The sequence below is a fragment of the Streptomyces sp. 3330 genome (assembly GCF_031456635.1).
Lineage (GTDB): Bacteria > Actinomycetota > Actinomycetes > Streptomycetales > Streptomycetaceae > Streptomyces.
Window position 1 is genome coordinate 12,780 of sequence record NZ_JAVDVA010000009.1, and the last position, 14,903, is coordinate 27,682.

At 73.4% G+C, this 14,903-nt stretch carries 11 protein-coding genes; 10 read left to right on the forward strand and 1 reads right to left on the reverse strand.

What is annotated here, in order from left to right; translation table 11 throughout:
* Positions 1–81: 81 nt before the first annotated feature.
* The 5 genes from J2X68_RS16840 (at position 82) to nudC (ending at position 10,429) form a co-directional block, all read left to right on the forward strand.
* A complete protein-coding gene (locus J2X68_RS16840) occupies positions 82–468 on the forward strand; it encodes an MGMT family protein (RefSeq protein ID WP_310433358.1) in 387 nt (128 codons plus the stop codon).
* Between the two features lie 293 nt (positions 469–761).
* Positions 762–4,091 carry an ATP-dependent DNA helicase gene (locus J2X68_RS16845; protein WP_310433359.1) on the forward strand — a complete coding sequence of 1,110 codons (3,330 nt, stop codon included), beginning with the start codon at positions 762–764 and terminating at the stop codon, positions 4,089–4,091.
* Positions 4,092–4,294: 203 nt separating this feature from the next.
* Positions 4,295–7,906 (forward strand): ATP-dependent DNA helicase, encoded by a 3,612-nt coding sequence (locus tag J2X68_RS16850; protein WP_310433360.1) that lies wholly within the window; start codon positions 4,295–4,297, stop codon positions 7,904–7,906.
* 10 nt (positions 7,907–7,916) lie between these two features.
* Positions 7,917–9,329 carry a dipeptidase gene (locus tag J2X68_RS16855; RefSeq protein ID WP_310433361.1) on the forward strand — a complete coding sequence of 471 codons (1,413 nt, stop codon included), beginning with the start codon at positions 7,917–7,919 and terminating at the stop codon, positions 9,327–9,329.
* 155 nt (positions 9,330–9,484) lie between these two features.
* The gene (nudC, locus tag J2X68_RS16860) at positions 9,485–10,429 is read left to right on the forward strand and encodes an NAD(+) diphosphatase (RefSeq protein WP_310433362.1); all 945 of its coding nucleotides are present in this window, start codon (positions 9,485–9,487) and stop codon (positions 10,427–10,429) included.
* 84 nt (positions 10,430–10,513) lie between these two features.
* Here nudC and J2X68_RS16865 read toward each other — a convergent pair whose 3' ends face one another.
* Complete coding sequence (locus J2X68_RS16865) at positions 10,514–10,756, reverse strand: mycoredoxin (protein WP_062642532.1); 243 nt, start codon at positions 10,754–10,756, stop codon at positions 10,514–10,516.
* 183 nt (positions 10,757–10,939) lie between these two features.
* Between J2X68_RS16865 and J2X68_RS16870 the strand changes: the two genes are divergently transcribed.
* The 5 genes from J2X68_RS16870 (at position 10,940) to J2X68_RS16890 (ending at position 14,871) form a co-directional block, all read left to right on the forward strand.
* Complete coding sequence (locus J2X68_RS16870) at positions 10,940–13,150, forward strand: ATP-dependent DNA helicase UvrD2 (protein WP_310433363.1); 2,211 nt, start codon at positions 10,940–10,942, stop codon at positions 13,148–13,150.
* A 189-nt stretch (positions 13,151–13,339) separates the two neighbouring features.
* Positions 13,340–13,657 carry a hypothetical protein gene (locus tag J2X68_RS16875; RefSeq protein ID WP_310433364.1) on the forward strand — a complete coding sequence of 106 codons (318 nt, stop codon included), beginning with the start codon at positions 13,340–13,342 and terminating at the stop codon, positions 13,655–13,657.
* Positions 13,658–13,834: 177 nt separating this feature from the next.
* Positions 13,835–14,203 carry a WhiB family transcriptional regulator gene (locus J2X68_RS16880; protein ID WP_005480495.1) on the forward strand — a complete coding sequence of 123 codons (369 nt, stop codon included), beginning with the start codon at positions 13,835–13,837 and terminating at the stop codon, positions 14,201–14,203.
* Positions 14,200–14,523 carry a hypothetical protein gene (locus tag J2X68_RS16885; protein WP_310433365.1) on the forward strand — a complete coding sequence of 108 codons (324 nt, stop codon included), beginning with the start codon at positions 14,200–14,202 and terminating at the stop codon, positions 14,521–14,523. The genes J2X68_RS16880 and J2X68_RS16885 overlap by 4 nt, the downstream gene beginning before the upstream one ends.
* Positions 14,524–14,658: 135 nt before the next feature.
* Positions 14,659–14,871 (forward strand): hypothetical protein, encoded by a 213-nt coding sequence (locus J2X68_RS16890; protein WP_310433366.1) that lies wholly within the window; start codon positions 14,659–14,661, stop codon positions 14,869–14,871.
* The last annotated feature ends 32 nt before the right edge of the window (positions 14,872–14,903 follow it).

Genomic DNA, 14,903 nt, shown 5'->3' on the forward strand with positions numbered 1-14,903 from the left:
CTGAAGCGCCGCCCGGGAGCGAGGGTCACACAGGGTCGCGGGCCCGTCGCATTGTCGGTGCCGTGGGGCAGGATGGGGCGGATGAGCGAGCAGAGCCCTCCGGACGACGCCCGCCCGGAGTACACGGACGCGCTGCCGGAGTACGCCGAGCGGGTCCTCGAGGTCGCGGAGCTGATCCCGCCCGGGCGGGTCATGACGTACGGGGACGTCGCGGAGTGGCTGGAGGAGGGCGGGCCGAGACAGGTGGGCCGTGTGATGGCCCTCTACGGCGGCGCCGTCCCGTGGTGGCGTGTCGTCCGCGCCGACGGGGCGCTGCTCCCGGGCCACGAGCTGCGGGCGCTGGACCACTACCGCGTCGAGGGCACGCCTCTGAAGCAGGCGAGCAGGGCCGCCCAGGGGCATCTGCCCCGCCTCGACATGAAGCGGGCGCGGTGGGACGGCGGCGAGCGCGCGGAAGGTCACATCTGACAGCTTCCGCCATCGGGCGGCGCCGAGGGGATCTTGTGCCCCGTACGGGGGAAACACCGCAAAGGGGGCACGTCCGCGCCATGGCGTACGTTCGAGGGTCGAGGGAGACGCGTGACATCCGGGACGGGAGGAGCGTGAGGGCTGCGAGAGCTTCGAGAGAAGAATCGGAAGCCGTCCTTCCGGCCCGCTCGTCGGCGTAGCGTCGGCTGCGCGCGTCCCCCTCATCCCGCGATCACCGCTCTTCCCGATCGGTGCTCCGTCAACCAGTACACCCACCAGGACCGGCGAACCACGTGAGCTCCTCTTCCTCCACCAGGCGCCTGTCGCACCCCCAGGGGCGACAGGGGGACCGTGGCGCTTACCGACTGGTGCGTACCCCGCCGGCCCGGGTCGGTCCCCCTCGTCTGGACGCCGCCCAGCGCTCCGTGGTTGACCACGGCGCCGGTCCGCTGCTCGTCCTCGCGGGCCCCGGCACCGGCAAGACCACCACCCTCGTCGAGTCGGTGGCCGCCCGGATCGCCCGCGGCGGCGACCCCGAGCGCGTCCTGGTGCTCACGTTCAGCCGCAAGGCGGCCGTGGAGCTGCGGGACCGCATGGCGCATCGCATGGGTGCCGCCCGCGCGCCCCAGGCGACGACCTTCCACTCGTACTGCTACGCCCTGATCCGCGCCCACCAGGACGCCGACCTGTTCGTCGAACCCCTGCGGCTGCTCTCGGGACCCGAGCAGGACGTGGCCGTCCGCGAGCTGCTCGCGGGCCAGCTCGACCTGCAACGGCTCGGCCTCGCGCATGTGCGCTGGCCGGACGAACTGCGCGCCTGTCTCACCACGCGCGGCTTCGCCGACGAGGTCCGCGCGGTGCTCGCCCGCAGCCGTGAGCTGGGACTCGACCCCGCCGCCCTGGACGCCTTCGCGCACCGCATCGGCCGCCCCGACTGGCGCGCCGCCGCGTCCTTCCTCGCCGAGTACCTCGACGTGCTCGATCTGCACGGCGTGATCGACTACGCGGAACTCGTCCACCGTGCGGTCCTCCTCGCCCACCGTCCCGAGGTGGCCGAACGGCTCTCCGCGCGGTACGACGCCGTGTACGTCGACGAATACCAGGACACCGACCCGGCCCAGGTGCGGCTCCTGCACGCCCTCGCCGGCGGCGGCCGCAGCCTGGTCGCGTTCGGCGACCCCGACCAGTCGATCTACACCTTCCGGGGCGCCGACGTGAACGGCATCCTGGACTTCCCCGACGCCTTTCCGCGCCCGGACGGCCGTCCGGCCCCCGTCGAGGTCCTGCGCACCTCCCGCCGCTCCGGAGCCGCCCTGCTGGCCGCCACCCGGCTGCTCACCCAGCGGATGCCGCTGACCCGTCTGCCCGCCGAGAAGGTCCGTGCCCACCGCGAGCTGGGCGCCGTACGCGACGGCGGGGGCGTCGAGGTCTACACGTACCCGACCCCCGGCACCGAGCTGGACAACGTCGCCGACATCCTGCGCCGCGCGCACCTGGAGGACGGCGTGCCCTGGAGCGAGATGGCCGTCCTGGTACGCGCCGGCTCCCGCACGATCCCGACGGTCCGCCGCGCCCTCACCGCCGCGGGCGTCCCCCTGGACATCGACGGCGACGACCTCCCCCTGCGCCACGAACCCGCCGTGGCGCCCCTGCTGACGGCCCTGCGGGCGGTGGCGACGGCGGAGGCCTCCGCGGCGGCGCCGGCGGACGACGGCGGTCCCGAGGCCGGTGCGGACGCCTGCTGGCTGGACACCGAGACCGCCCTCACCCTCCTCGCCTCCCCGCTCGCCGGCATGGACGCCGCCGACCTGCGCCGCCTCGGCCGGGCCCTGCGCGAGGAGGAGCGCGCCGCGGGCAACGCGCTGCCGCCGCCCTCCGACGAACTGCTCGCGCGCGCCCTGGCCGCGCCGGAGCGGCTGGTCGCCCACGACCCGACGTACGCGCGCGGCGCCCAGCGCCTCGGCGCGCTGCTGGCCGCGGCCAGGGAAGGTCTCGCGCGCGGCGGCACGGCCGAGGAGGCGCTGTGGGGCCTGTGGGACGGCACCCCCTGGCCCACGCGGCTGGAGCGGGCCGCCCGGCGCGGCGGCGCGGCCGGCCGCAACGCCGACCGGGACCTGGACGCCGTGTGCGCGCTGTTCGCCACCGCCGCGCGCGCGGAGGAACGCACCGGCGGCCGCGGCGCCCTGAACTTCCTGGCCGAGATCGAGGCCGAGGACATCGCCGCCGACACCCTCACCCGGCGTGCCGTGCGCCCCGACGCCGTACGCCTGATGACCGCCCACCGCGCCAAGGGCCTGGAATGGAGCCTGGTCGTCGTGGCCGGCGTCCAGGAGGGCCTCTGGCCGGACCTGCGCCGCCGGGGTTCCCTCCTGGAGGCGGACCGCATCGGGCGCGACGGACTCGCCGAGCCGCTCACCCCGGGAGCGCTGCTCGCCGAGGAGCGCCGCCTGTTCTACGTCGCCGCCACGCGCGCGCGGGAGCGGCTCGTCGTCACCGCCGTGAAGGCCCCCGCCGACGACGGCGACCAGCCCTCCCGCTTCCTGACCGAACTCGGCGTCGAGCCCAAGGACGTCACCGGCCGCCCGCGCCGCCCCCTGGCGGTCGCCGCGCTGGTCGCCGAACTGCGCGCCACGACGGTCGACCCGCGGGCCTCCGCCGTCCTGCGGGAGGCCGCCGCCCGCCGGCTGGCCCGGCTGGCCGCGCTCGCCGACGAGGACGGCAGGCCCCTGGTGCCGTCCGCCCACCCGTACCGCTGGTGGGGCATGTTCGAGCCGACCGAGAGCAAGGTGCCGCTGCGTGACCGCGACCAGCCCGTCGTGCTCTCCGGCAGCGCCCTCGACCAGCTCGCCAACACCTGCGCCCTCCAGTGGTTCCTGGGCCGCGAGGTGAAGGCCGACGCCCCCGCCACCGTCGCCCAGGGGTTCGGCAACGTGGTGCACGTCCTCGCCGACGAGGTCGCCTCCGGACACACCCCGGCCGACCTCGACGTCCTCATGGAGCGCCTCGACTCCGTGTGGAACGCCCTCGCCTTCGACGCCCCGTGGAAGTCCGCGCAGGAGAAGGCACACGCGCGTGCGGCGCTCGAACGCTTCCTGAAGTGGCATGTGATGGACCGCACCGGCCGCACGCCGGTCGCCAGTGAGCACGACTTCGACGTCACCCTCGAAGCGGGTGAGTACGAGGTGCGCATCCGCGGTCAGATGGACCGCGTCGAGGCCGACGCCGAGGGCCGCGCCTACGTCGTCGACTTCAAGACCGGCAAGCAGGCCCCGACCGCCCGTGAGGTCGAGCGCCACCCCCAGCTCGCCGTGTACCAGCTGGCCGTCCGCGAGGGCGCCGTCGACGAGGCCTTCGACGGCGTACGGCCCGCGCCGGGCGGCGCCGAACTCGTCCAGCTGCGGCAGGGCGCCGCCAAGCGGGACGGCGGCGAGAGCCTGCCCAAGGTGCAGGCGCAGGAAGCCCTCGAGGGCGAGGCGGGGGAGTGGGTCGGTGACCTGCTCGCCACGGCGGCCGGCAAGGTCCTCGACGAGCGCTTCACGCCGACCGCCGGCCAGCAGTGCACCCACTGCGCGTTCCGCGCCTCGTGCAGCGCCCGGCCCGAGGGACGGCACGTGGTCGAGTGACGGACCCCGTCCCGTGACGGACCCGTGCGGCGCGGACCCGTGCGGCGCGGACCCGGGTCGTGACGGACGGACCCGGCCTGTGACGGACCCGGTTCGTGACGGACCCGTGTGACGGACCGCACCACAGGAGCTGACCTGCGCTTCTCTCCTTCCCCGCGGGTGATTTGTCATCGACTGTCAGTGCCCGCCGCTAGCCTCTCCACATGCCCGCCCGTATCAGCGATCCCGAGCAGCTCAAGGAGCTCCTCGGGATCCCCTTCACCCCGGAGCAGACGGCCTGCATCACCGCGCCGCCCGCCCCGCAGGTGATCGTGGCCGGAGCCGGCTCGGGCAAGACGACCGTGATGGCCGCGCGCGTGGTGTGGCTGGTCGGCACCGGCCAGGTCGCCCCCGACCAGGTCCTCGGCCTGACCTTCACCAACAAGGCCGCCGGAGAACTCGCCGAGCGCGTCCGCAAGGCACTGGTCAAGGCGGGCGTCACCGACCCCGACCTCATCGACCCGGACAACCCGCCGGGCGAGCCGGTGATCTCCACGTACCACTCCTTCGCGGGCCGCCTGCTGACCGACCACGGCCTGCGCATCGGCCTGGAGCCGACGTCCCGGCTGCTCGCGGACGCCACCCGTCACCAGCTCGCGGCCCGGGTGCTGCGCGAGGCCCCCGGCCCCTACCCGTCGCTCACCCGCTCCTTCGCCGACCTGATCAGCGACCTCCTCGCGCTCGACGCCGAACTCGCCGAACACCTCGTCCGGCCCGAGGACCTCCGCGCGTGGGACGCCGCACTGCTCAGCGGCCTGGAGGGCGCCAGGCTCACCAACGCGGACCTGCGCAAGGTGCCCGAGGCGGCCGCCGCCCGCCGCGAACTGGCCGAGCTCGTGCTGCGCTACCGGACGGCCAAGCGGGAGCGCGACCTGCTCGACTTCGGCGACCAGATCGCCCTGGCGGCCCGGCTCGCCCAGGTTCCCGAGGTGGGACCGATCCTGCGCGAGGAGTTCCGGGTGGTCCTCCTCGACGAGTACCAGGACACGTCGGTGGCCCAGCGCATCCTGCTGGCCGGCCTGTTCGGCGGCGGCACCGGACACCCCGTGACCGCCGTCGGCGACCCCTGCCAGGCCATCTACGGCTGGCGCGGCGCCTCCGTGGCGAACCTCGACGACTTCCCCGAGCACTTCGCGCTCCCCGACGGGAGCAGGGCGCGACGCCAGTCGCTCAGCGAGAACCGCCGCAGCGGCGGCCGCCTGCTGGACCTCGCCAACGGCCTCGCCGAACCGCTGCGCGCCATGCACGCGGGCGTGGAGGCCCTGCGTCCCGCCCCCGGAGCCGAGCGCGACGGCGTGGTGCGCTGCGCCCTGCTGAACACGCACGCCGAGGAGATGGACTGGATCGCCGACTCCATCGCCCACCTCGTGCGCACCGGCAAGGCGCCGGGCGAGATCGCCGTGCTGTGCCGCACGGCCACCGACTTCGCGGAGATCCAGGGAGCGCTGGTCGCCCGGGACGTCCCCGTCGAGGTGGTGGGCCTCTCCGGCCTCCTGCACCTGCCCGAGGTCGCCGACCTGGTCGCCGTCTGCGAGGTGCTCCAGGACCCCGGCGCCAACGCCTCCCTGGTCCGCCTGCTCACCGGTCCGCGCTGGCGCATCGGCCCCCGCGACCTCGCGCTCCTGGGGCGGAGGGCGCGGCTGCTCGTCACGCACGCGCGCGGGGGCGACGACGACCCGGACCGCCGTCTCGCCGAGGCCGTCGAGGGCATCGACCCGTCCGAGGTGATATCGCTCGCGGACGCCCTCGACACCTTCCTGGAGTCACCGCTGTACGGCGACGGCGGCGCCGGGTACGACGACGGGCTGCCCTTCTCGCCGGACGCGCGCGTGCGGTTCGCCCGACTCGCCACCGAACTGCGCGACCTGCGCCGTTCCCTGGCCGACCCCCTGATGGACGTGCTGCACCGCGTCCTGGCCGTCACCGGTCTCGAGGTCGAACTGTCGGCGTCGCCGCAGGCCCTGGCCGCCCGGCGCCGCGAGACCCTGTCCAACTTCCTCGACGTCGCCGCCTCCTTCGCCGCGAGCGAGAGCCAGGCGAGCCTGCTGGCCTTCCTCGGCTTCCTGCGCACCGCCGCCCAGTACGAGAAGGGCCTCGACAACGCCCTCCCCGGCGGCGAGAACACCGTCAAGGTGCTCACCGCGCACAGGTCCAAGGGGCTGGAGTGGGACGTCGTCGCCGTCCCCGGCCTGGTCACCGGGACCTTCCCCAGCGGCCAGGGCCGCGAGAAGTGGACCGCCCAGGCCAAGGTGCTGCCGCACGCCCTGCGCGGCGACGCCGACACCCTCCCCGAGCTCGACTCCTGGGACGCGCGGGGCATGAAGGCCTTCCACGAGGCCATGAAGGAACACCAGCACACCGAGGAACTCCGCCTCGGCTACGTCACCTTCACCCGCCCCCGCTCCCTGCTCCTGGGGTCCGGCCACTGGTGGGGCCCCACCCAGAAGAAGCCGCGCGGCCCGTCCGGCTTCCTCCAGGAGCTGTACCGGCACTGCGCGGCCGGGCACGGCGAGATCGAGGCATGGGCGGACGAGCCGGAGGAGGACGCGGAGAACCCCGTCCTGCACCGGGCCACGGTCGACCAGGTCTGGCCGCTCCCCCTGGACGACGACTCCCTCGCCCGCCGCCGCGCCGCCGCCGAGACCGTCCTCGCCCACCTGGAGGACCTCGCCTCGCACCGGGGCGACCACCCCGGCGCCACCCACGACCCGGACACCTACGACGACCCTGACTGGCCCCCGCCACCCGACGAGGACGAGCTCGCCCACGAGCCCGGGTTCGACGAGCCCGGGTTCGACGAGCCCGAGTACGACGACGCCTACGGCGATCCCGCGGCCCACGACGACGCCTACGGCGATCCGGGGGACGGCGCCCCCGGGTACGGCGATCCGCACGACGACGCGTCCGACCCGTTCACGGACGCGCCCTTCGAGAACGCCCGTCCCGCCGTGCCCCACCAGGCGACGGCACCGGAGCGTCCCGCGGCCCGCCCGCGCCGCCCCTTCCTCACCCCGGAGGAAGCCCGCGCCGTCGCCTCCTGGGACCGTGACCTCGACGCGCTCGCCGGCGAGCTGCTCCGCGCCCGCCGCAGCGTCACGGACGTGCCCCTTCCCACCACCCTGACCGCCTCGCAGGTCCTGCGGCTGGCCGCCGATCCGGACGGTCTCGCGCAGGAACTCGCGCGCCCCATGCCGCGCCCCCCGCAACCGGCCGCGCGCCGGGGCACCCGGTTCCACGCATGGGTGGAAGCCCGCTTCGAGGAGTTGACGCTGCCCCTGCTGGACCCGGACGAGCTGCCCGGCGACGACGCGGAGATCACCGACGAACGCGACCTGGAAGCCCTCAAGGAAGCCTTCGAGAACACCGAGTACGCCCACCGCACGCCGTACCGCGTCGAGGCGCCCTTCCAGCTCTCCCTCGCCGGCCGCGTCGTACGGGGCCGTATCGACGCGGTCTACAAGGAGGGCGACGGCGACACGGCCACCTACGACATCGTCGACTGGAAGACCCACCGGGCCCGCACCGCCGACCCCCTCCAGCTCGCCCTCTACCGGCTCGCGTGGGCCGAGCAGCAGGGTGTGCCCGTGGAATCCGTCACAGCGGCGTTCCTCTATGTACGCAGCGGAGACGTCGTACGACCGGAGGGTCTGCCCGATCGTGCCGCCCTGGAGCGCCTGTTGACCGGGGAGGACGGTCCCGGGGGCGACCGCGGCGCACCGGCCGCGCAAGCAGATCCCGCGCAAGGCCCAGGCGAGGATGTCGGTGCGGGCCGATAGGCTCGTGACCATGAGCCATCCCGTTGACACTGCCGTCAGCGCCGTCCGCACGTACATCGAGCAGCACCGCGCCGCCTTCCTCGACGACCTCGCCGAATGGCTGCGCATCCCGTCGGTGTCGGCACAGCCCGACCACGCACCCGACGTACGGCGCAGCGCGGACTGGCTCGCCGCCAAGCTCGAGGAGACCGGCTTCCCGACCGTCGAGGTCTGGGGGACACCGGGCGCTCCGGCCGTCTACGCGGAGTGGCCGTCCGGCGATCCGCAGGCTCCCACCGTCCTCGTCTACGGCCATCACGACGTGCAGCCCGCCGCCCGCGAGGACGGCTGGGACACCGACCCGTTCGAGCCGGTCGTCCGCGGGAACCGCCTCTTCGCGCGGGGCGCCGCCGACGACAAGGGCCAGGTCTTCTTCCACACCCTCGGTGTCCGCGCCCATCTCGCCGCCACCGGCCGCCGGGCCCCGGCCGTCAACCTCAAGCTGCTGATCGAGGGCGAGGAGGAGTCCGGCTCGCCGAACTTCCGCGCCCTGGTCGAGGAGCGAGCGGACCGCCTCGCCGCGGACGCCGTGATCGTCTCCGACACCGGGATGTGGTCCGAGGACACCCCCACGGTGTGCACCGGCATGCGCGGACTCGCCGAATGCGAGATCCGGCTGTTCGGCCCCGACCAGGACATCCACTCGGGCTCCTTCGGCGGTGCCGTGCCCAACCCGGCCACCGCGGCCGCCCGCCTGGTCGCGGCCCTGCACGACGACCACGCGCGCGTGGCCGTCCCCGGCTTCTACGACGGCGTCGTCGAGCTCACCGACCGCGAGCGCGAGCTCTTCGCCGAGCTGCCCTTCGACGAGGACCGGTGGCTGCGCACCGCCAGGTCGCGCGCCACCCACGGCGAGGCCGGGCACACCACCCTGGAACGCGTCTGGGCCCGCCCGACCGCCGAGGTCAACGGCATCGGCGGCGGCTACCAGGGCCCGGGCAGCAAGACGATCATCCCGTCCTCGGCCTTCGTGAAGCTGTCGTTCCGGCTGGTCGCCGGCCAGGACCCCGAGCAGGTGGAGAAGGCCGTCCGCGCCTGGGCCGCCGATCAGCTGCCCGCGGGGATCCGGCACGAGATCACCTTCAGCCCGGCCACGCGCCCGTGTCTGACCCCGCTCGACCACCCGGCTCTCCGGTCCGTGGTCCGCGCCATGGGCCGCGCCTTCGAAGGGCCGGTCCGCTTCACCCGGGAGGGCGGCTCCGGACCGGCCGCCGACCTTCAGGAGGTCCTCGGCGCCCCGGTGCTCTTCCTGGGCATCTCCGTCCCCTCGGACGGCTGGCACGCGCCGAACGAGAAGGTCGAGCTGGATCTCCTCCTCAAGGGCGTCGAGACCACCGCGTACCTCTGGGGCGACCTGGCCGAGACCTGGAGCCATGCGCCCTGACGCCCTCGCACGGTCGGGAGGGGACCCGCGCGCGGGGCACACTGGAGAGACCGCCCCGCACCGCGACATCGCACCCAGACCGGTCGTCCTCTGCCGTACGTCCCGCTGAACCACCCGCCGAAACAACCGTTCCACCGGGGGAGTTGGAAGTACCCGTGACCACCTGGACCGACCAGAACGCCGATCGACCCATCTCGCTCACCGCGCCGAGCGGTGTCGACCGCGCCGCCCACCACCGGCTCGACGAGGCCTGGCTCGCCGCGGCGTGGAGCCACCCCACGACGCGTTGTTTCGTCGTCTCCGGCGGCCAGGTCCTCATCGACGAGACGTCCGAAGGCCACACCGAACTCGTCATGACCCCGTCGTTCGAGGCGCCCCTCACCGAGGCGCACCGCTACTTCCTGGGGACCGACGAGGACGGCGTCAGCTACTTCGCGCTCCAGAAGGACGCGCTCCCCGGCCGGATCGACCAGTCCGCGCGCCCGGCCGGTCTGCGCGAGGCCGGCCTGCTGCTGTCGCCGCGCGAGACGGGTCTGATGGTCCACGCGGTGGCCCTGGAGAACTGGCAGCGCCTGCACCGCTTCTGCTCCCGCTGCGGCGAGCGCACGGTGATCGCCGCGGCCGGCCACATCCGCCGCTGCCCCGCCTGCGGGGCCGAGCACTACCCGCGCACCGACCCCGCGGTGATCATGGCCGTCACGGACGACGAGGACCGCATCCTCCTCGGACGCCAGGTCCACTGGCCCGAGGGCCGCTTCTCGACCCTGGCCGGCTTCGTCGAGCCCGGCGAGTCCATCGAGCAGTCCGTGCGCCGCGAGGTCTTCGAGGAGGTCGGCGTCACCGTCGGCCAGGTCGACTACATCGCCAGCCAGCCCTGGCCCTTCCCGTCCAGCCTCATGCTGGGGTTCATGGCCCGCGCCACGTCCCTCGACATCAACGTCGACGGCGACGAGATCCACGAGGCCCGCTGGTTCTCCCGCGACGAACTCGGCGCCGCCTTCGAGTCCGGCGAGGTGCTGCCCCCCTACGGCATCTCCATCGCGGCCCGGCTGATCGAGCTCTGGTACGGCAAGCCGCTGCCGACCCGCAGCTTCGTCTGACCCACGACATGTGAAGGGCGGTCCCCCGGCATCCGGGGGACCGCCCTTCACATGTGCGGCTGTGCGGCTACGCGCCGAGCACGGTCACGCGCCGATCTTCTGCTTCACCTGCGCCAGCGAGGGGTTCGTCAGCGTGGAGCCGTCGGGGAACAGCACGGTCGGAACCGTCTGGTTTCCGCCATTGGCCTTCTCCACGAACGCCGCGGACGCCGGGTCCTGCTCGATGTTGATCTCGGTGTATCCGATGCCCTCGCGGTCGAGCTGCTTCTTCAGCCGCTGGCAGTAGCCGCACCACGTGGTGCTGTACATCGTCACAGTGCCCAGCATGTCTTCTGTGCTCCTTCGGCGGGTCGGCGGCAGGTGGTCGCAGGGGGAGAACGTACGTGAAGGAGCCACCATTCCCGCCGGGCCCGTTCCCCGAGGGTGACACGCGCCGCATTAGTACGACTGCGAGGGCTCGCCTGTGGACAACCGGCCCGTGCGTCTCCGCCGACCTGGCAGCATGGCCATGTGACAGCAGCAACGCACTCCTCCCTCTTCCCGCAGGCACCGGACTCGGCCGACGCGGTGCTCGAAGGGCTCGACCCCGAGCAGCGCGAGGTGGCCACCTCGCTGCACGGCCCGGTGTGCGTGCTGGCAGGAGCGGGCACGGGCAAGACCCGGGCGATCACCCACCGCATCGCCTACGGGGTGCGCGCGGGCATCCTGCAGCCCTCCAGTGTGCTGGCCGTCACCTTCACCAACCGCGCCGCCGGGGAGATGCGGGGCAGGCTGCGCCTGCTCGGCGCCCAGGGCGTCCAGGCCCGCACCTTCCACTCCGCGGCCCTGCGGCAGCTCCAGTACTTCTGGCCGAAAGCGATCGGTGGCTCGCTGCCCCGGATCGTCGACCGCAAGATCCAGATCGTCGCCGACGCGGCGGCCGCCTGCCGCATCCGTCTCGACCGGGGCGAGCTGCGGGACGCCACCGCGGAGATCGAGTGGTCCAAGGTCACCCAGACCGTCCCCGCCGACTACGCCCTGGCCGCGGCCAGGGCGGGCCGCGGGATCCCCCGCGACCCCGCCGAGATCGCCAAGCTCTACCAGACCTACGAGGACCTCAAGCGACAGCGCGGGGTCATCGACTTCGAGGACGTCCTGCTGCTGACCGTCGCCGTCCTCCAGGACCGGCAGGACATCGCCGAGCAGGTCCGCGCCCAGTACCAGCACTTCGTCGTCGACGAGTACCAGGACGTCAGCCCGCTCCAGCAGCGGCTGCTCGAACTGTGGCTCGGCGAGCGGGACGACCTGTGCGTGGTCGGGGACGCCAGCCAGACCATCTACTCCTTCACCGGCGCCACCCCCGACCACCTCCTCGACTTCCGTGCCCGCCACCCCGGCGCCACCGTCGTCAAGCTGGTCCGCGACTACCGCTCCACCCCCCAGGTCGTCCACCTCGCCAACGGGCTGCTCTCCCAGGCCCGGGGCCGCGCGGCGGACCACCGCCTGGAGCTCGTCTCCCAGCGTGGCCCGGGGCCCGAGCCCGGTTACGCCGAGTATCCCGACGAGCCGGCCGAGGCCGAGGGCGCGGCCCGCCGGATCCGCGAGCTCCTCGACGCCGGTGTCCCGGCCGCGGAGATCGCCGTCCTGTTCCGCACCAACGCGCAGTCGGAGACGTACGAGCAGGCCCTCGCCGACCGCGGCATCCCGTACCAGCTGCGCGGCGCGGAGCGATTCTTCGACCGGCCCGAGGTCCGCAAGGCGGGCGTCGCCCTGCGCGGCGCGGCCCGCTTCGGCGGCAACGACGCCCTTCTGGAGGACGCCGTCGACCTGCCCTCCCAGGTGCGTGCCGTCCTCTCCGGGGAGGGCTGGACTCCGCAGCCGCCGGCCGGCTCCGGGGCCGTCAGGGAACGCTGGGAGTCGCTCGCGGCGCTGGTCGCACTCGCGCAGGACTTCGCCGCCGCGCAGTCCGGCGCCACCCTCGCCGACCTGGTCGCCGAGCTCGACGAACGGGCGAACGCCCAGCACGCCCCGACCGTCCAGGGCGTCACCCTGGCCTCCCTGCACTCGGCCAAGGGCCTGGAATGGGATGTCGTCTTCCTGGTCGGCGTTGCCGAGGGCATGATGCCGATCACCTACGCCAAGACCGACGAGCAGATCGAGGAGGAGCGCCGCCTCCTCTACGTCGGAGTCACCCGGGCCCGGGAGCGCCTGCAGGTCTCCTGGGCGCTCTCCCGCTCGCCCGGCGGCCGTCCGACCCGCCGCCCCAGCCGCTTCCTCGACGGCCTGCGTCCCGGTTCGGGCGCCGCCGTCGGCCGTGGGGTGGGGAGCACGGCGGGCGCCGGAGGCATCGAGCGCGGCTTCACCGGCGCCGCGGCGGGCGGTCCGGTCGAGCGGCGCCGGACCCAGCGGTCCCCGGCCCGCTGCCGGGTCTGCGGACGCACGCTGACCGACGCCGGCGAGATGAAGCTGATGCGCTGCGAGGAGTGCCCCTCCGACATGGACGAGGGGCTGTACGAACGGCTGCGCGACTGGCGGGCGGTCCAGGCGCAGCGGGCGGGGCAGCCCGCCTTCTGCGTCTTCACCGACAAGACGCTGATGGCGATCGCCGAGGCCGTGCCCGAGGAGGAGGGCGAGCTCGCGCGTATCCCGGGGGTCGGCGTGCGCAAGTTCCATCGCTATGGAGCCGATGTCCTGGCCATCTGCGCAGGCCAAGAGGTCGAAGGGGACGACGAGGGGGACTGAGGGCGGGCGGCCGGCCAACTGATCCGAACTCGTCGGAAAAATAGTTTGCGCATGCCCCGGCAATCCCCATAGGTTCTTAGACACGGGAACGGCGGCCTTCTCGAAGGCCCTGATTCCGTGCTGTACTTGCATACCCGCCGGACCGGATTCATCCCCGGTCCCCCGAGACGCCGAGAGGAGGCGATTCCAGTGATCATCATCAACCGCAGCTCCACCGCCAAACTGACCGATCCCTCGGTCGTCTCCACGTGCATCCTCGACGCCTCGATCCTGGGCACCGGTCTGTCCGGCATCCGTGCCGACCGTCCGGCGTCCTCCTCCGTTGCCCCCGTGGCTCTTGCCAGCCGCGAGCGCAATGAGCGACCGACCGAGGCACTGGAAGCAGTAGGGGCACAGGCGCACGCCTATGCCTTTACGGCAGCCGGTGCCGGAGCCCGGAAGCAGACGACGCAGCACCACCTGATGTGGGCCTTCCGTGGGCCAGAACCCTGGAGTGATCCAGCCTGATCTTCGATCAGGCCGGCGCCTTCAGGGCCGCGGAACCCACCCGGGATCCGCGGCCCTTCTGTTTGCCCCGAACAACGGGGACGGCGGAGCGAAGGGGCCTCGGGACAAGAAAAGAACCCGGTACCCAGCCGACACCCGGTCCCACAGGACCGGACCGACAGACGAGGAAAGACGACCGTGCAACTCGAAGCGCACGCCCCGTCAGTACCGCCTTCCGAAACGATCCCCCCGCCCGGCCTCACGGAGGACTCCACCTTGACCCCGCTCACGGCGCTCACCGCGCTCGACGACGCCATCGAGAACCTCGGCGTACCCGTCCCCTGCCGTTCCTACGACCCGGAGGTCTTCTTCGCCGAGTCGCCGGCCGACGTCGAGTACGCCAAGTCCCTCTGCCGCACCTGCCCGCTGATGGAGGCCTGCCTCGCAGGCGCCAAGGAGCGGCGCGAGCCGTGGGGTGTCTGGGGTGGCGAGCTGTTCGTCCAGGGTGTCGTCGTCGCCCGGAAGCGGCCGCGTGGCCGCCCGCGCAAGAACCCGGTCACAGCATGAACACCGCAGGAACGATCGACCGCCCCCTCACGCAAGACCCCAAGAAGCAGGCCCCGATGAAGCCGTTCACCAGCGAGCCCGCAGGCTCCGCGACCGAAGACGTCACCACCACCGGCGCGTACGACTCGCGTCAGAACAGGACACGCGAGATGCAACTCATCCCAGAAGCCCTGGCTCGTGCGCATATGCACGACCGACTGCACGCGGCCGAGCGGGAACGCCGGGCCCTGCGCCTGGCGACCGCTCGCCGGATGCAGCGACGGGCCGAGCGCGCCTCGCTGCGCGCCCGGCGGGCGCTCGCCATGGCCGTGATGCAGTAATCACCCCCACCTGAAGCGGTGGCCTCCCGGCAGGGGAGGCGAAGCTCTCCCCGCGGGGGCCGGTCCGTCCGAACGGACCGGCCCCCGCGGTGCGTTGTGCGCGAGATCCACCGCCTCGGCGTTATCGTCCCGAGGATGACGAGTCCTCCCGGAGACGGTGACCGAGGCGGTTCCCCGACGGAGCCCGGCCCCCTCATGTGTGCCCGCTGCGGCGCCCGGGCGGCGGAGCCCCCGCCCGTCACCTGGACCTGTTCCGTGGAGAACGGCGTCCGGCGCTACTTCTGCGAGGCCTGCGCCCGCGAGAACCTCAGGGCGATCGAGGGCCGACTGGACTCGGAGTGGTGGTGAATCGCGTCACAGAGGGGTGAGGATGCCCGGCA

Coding starts and splice junctions, on each gene's coding strand:
- J2X68_RS16850 (WP_310433360.1), top strand. CDS start 4,295: ATGCCCGCCCGTATCAGCGATCCCGAGCAGCTCAAGGAGCTCCTCGGG.
- J2X68_RS16840 (WP_310433358.1), top strand. CDS start 82: ATGAGCGAGCAGAGCCCTCCGGACGACGCCCGCCCGGAGTACACGGAC.
- J2X68_RS16890 (WP_310433366.1), top strand. CDS start 14,659: ATGACGAGTCCTCCCGGAGACGGTGACCGAGGCGGTTCCCCGACGGAG.
- J2X68_RS16885 (WP_310433365.1), top strand. CDS start 14,200: ATGAACACCGCAGGAACGATCGACCGCCCCCTCACGCAAGACCCCAAG.
- J2X68_RS16855 (WP_310433361.1), top strand. CDS start 7,917: ATGAGCCATCCCGTTGACACTGCCGTCAGCGCCGTCCGCACGTACATC.
- J2X68_RS16865 (WP_062642532.1), bottom strand. CDS start 10,756: ATGCTGGGCACTGTGACGATGTACAGCACCACGTGGTGCGGCTACTGC.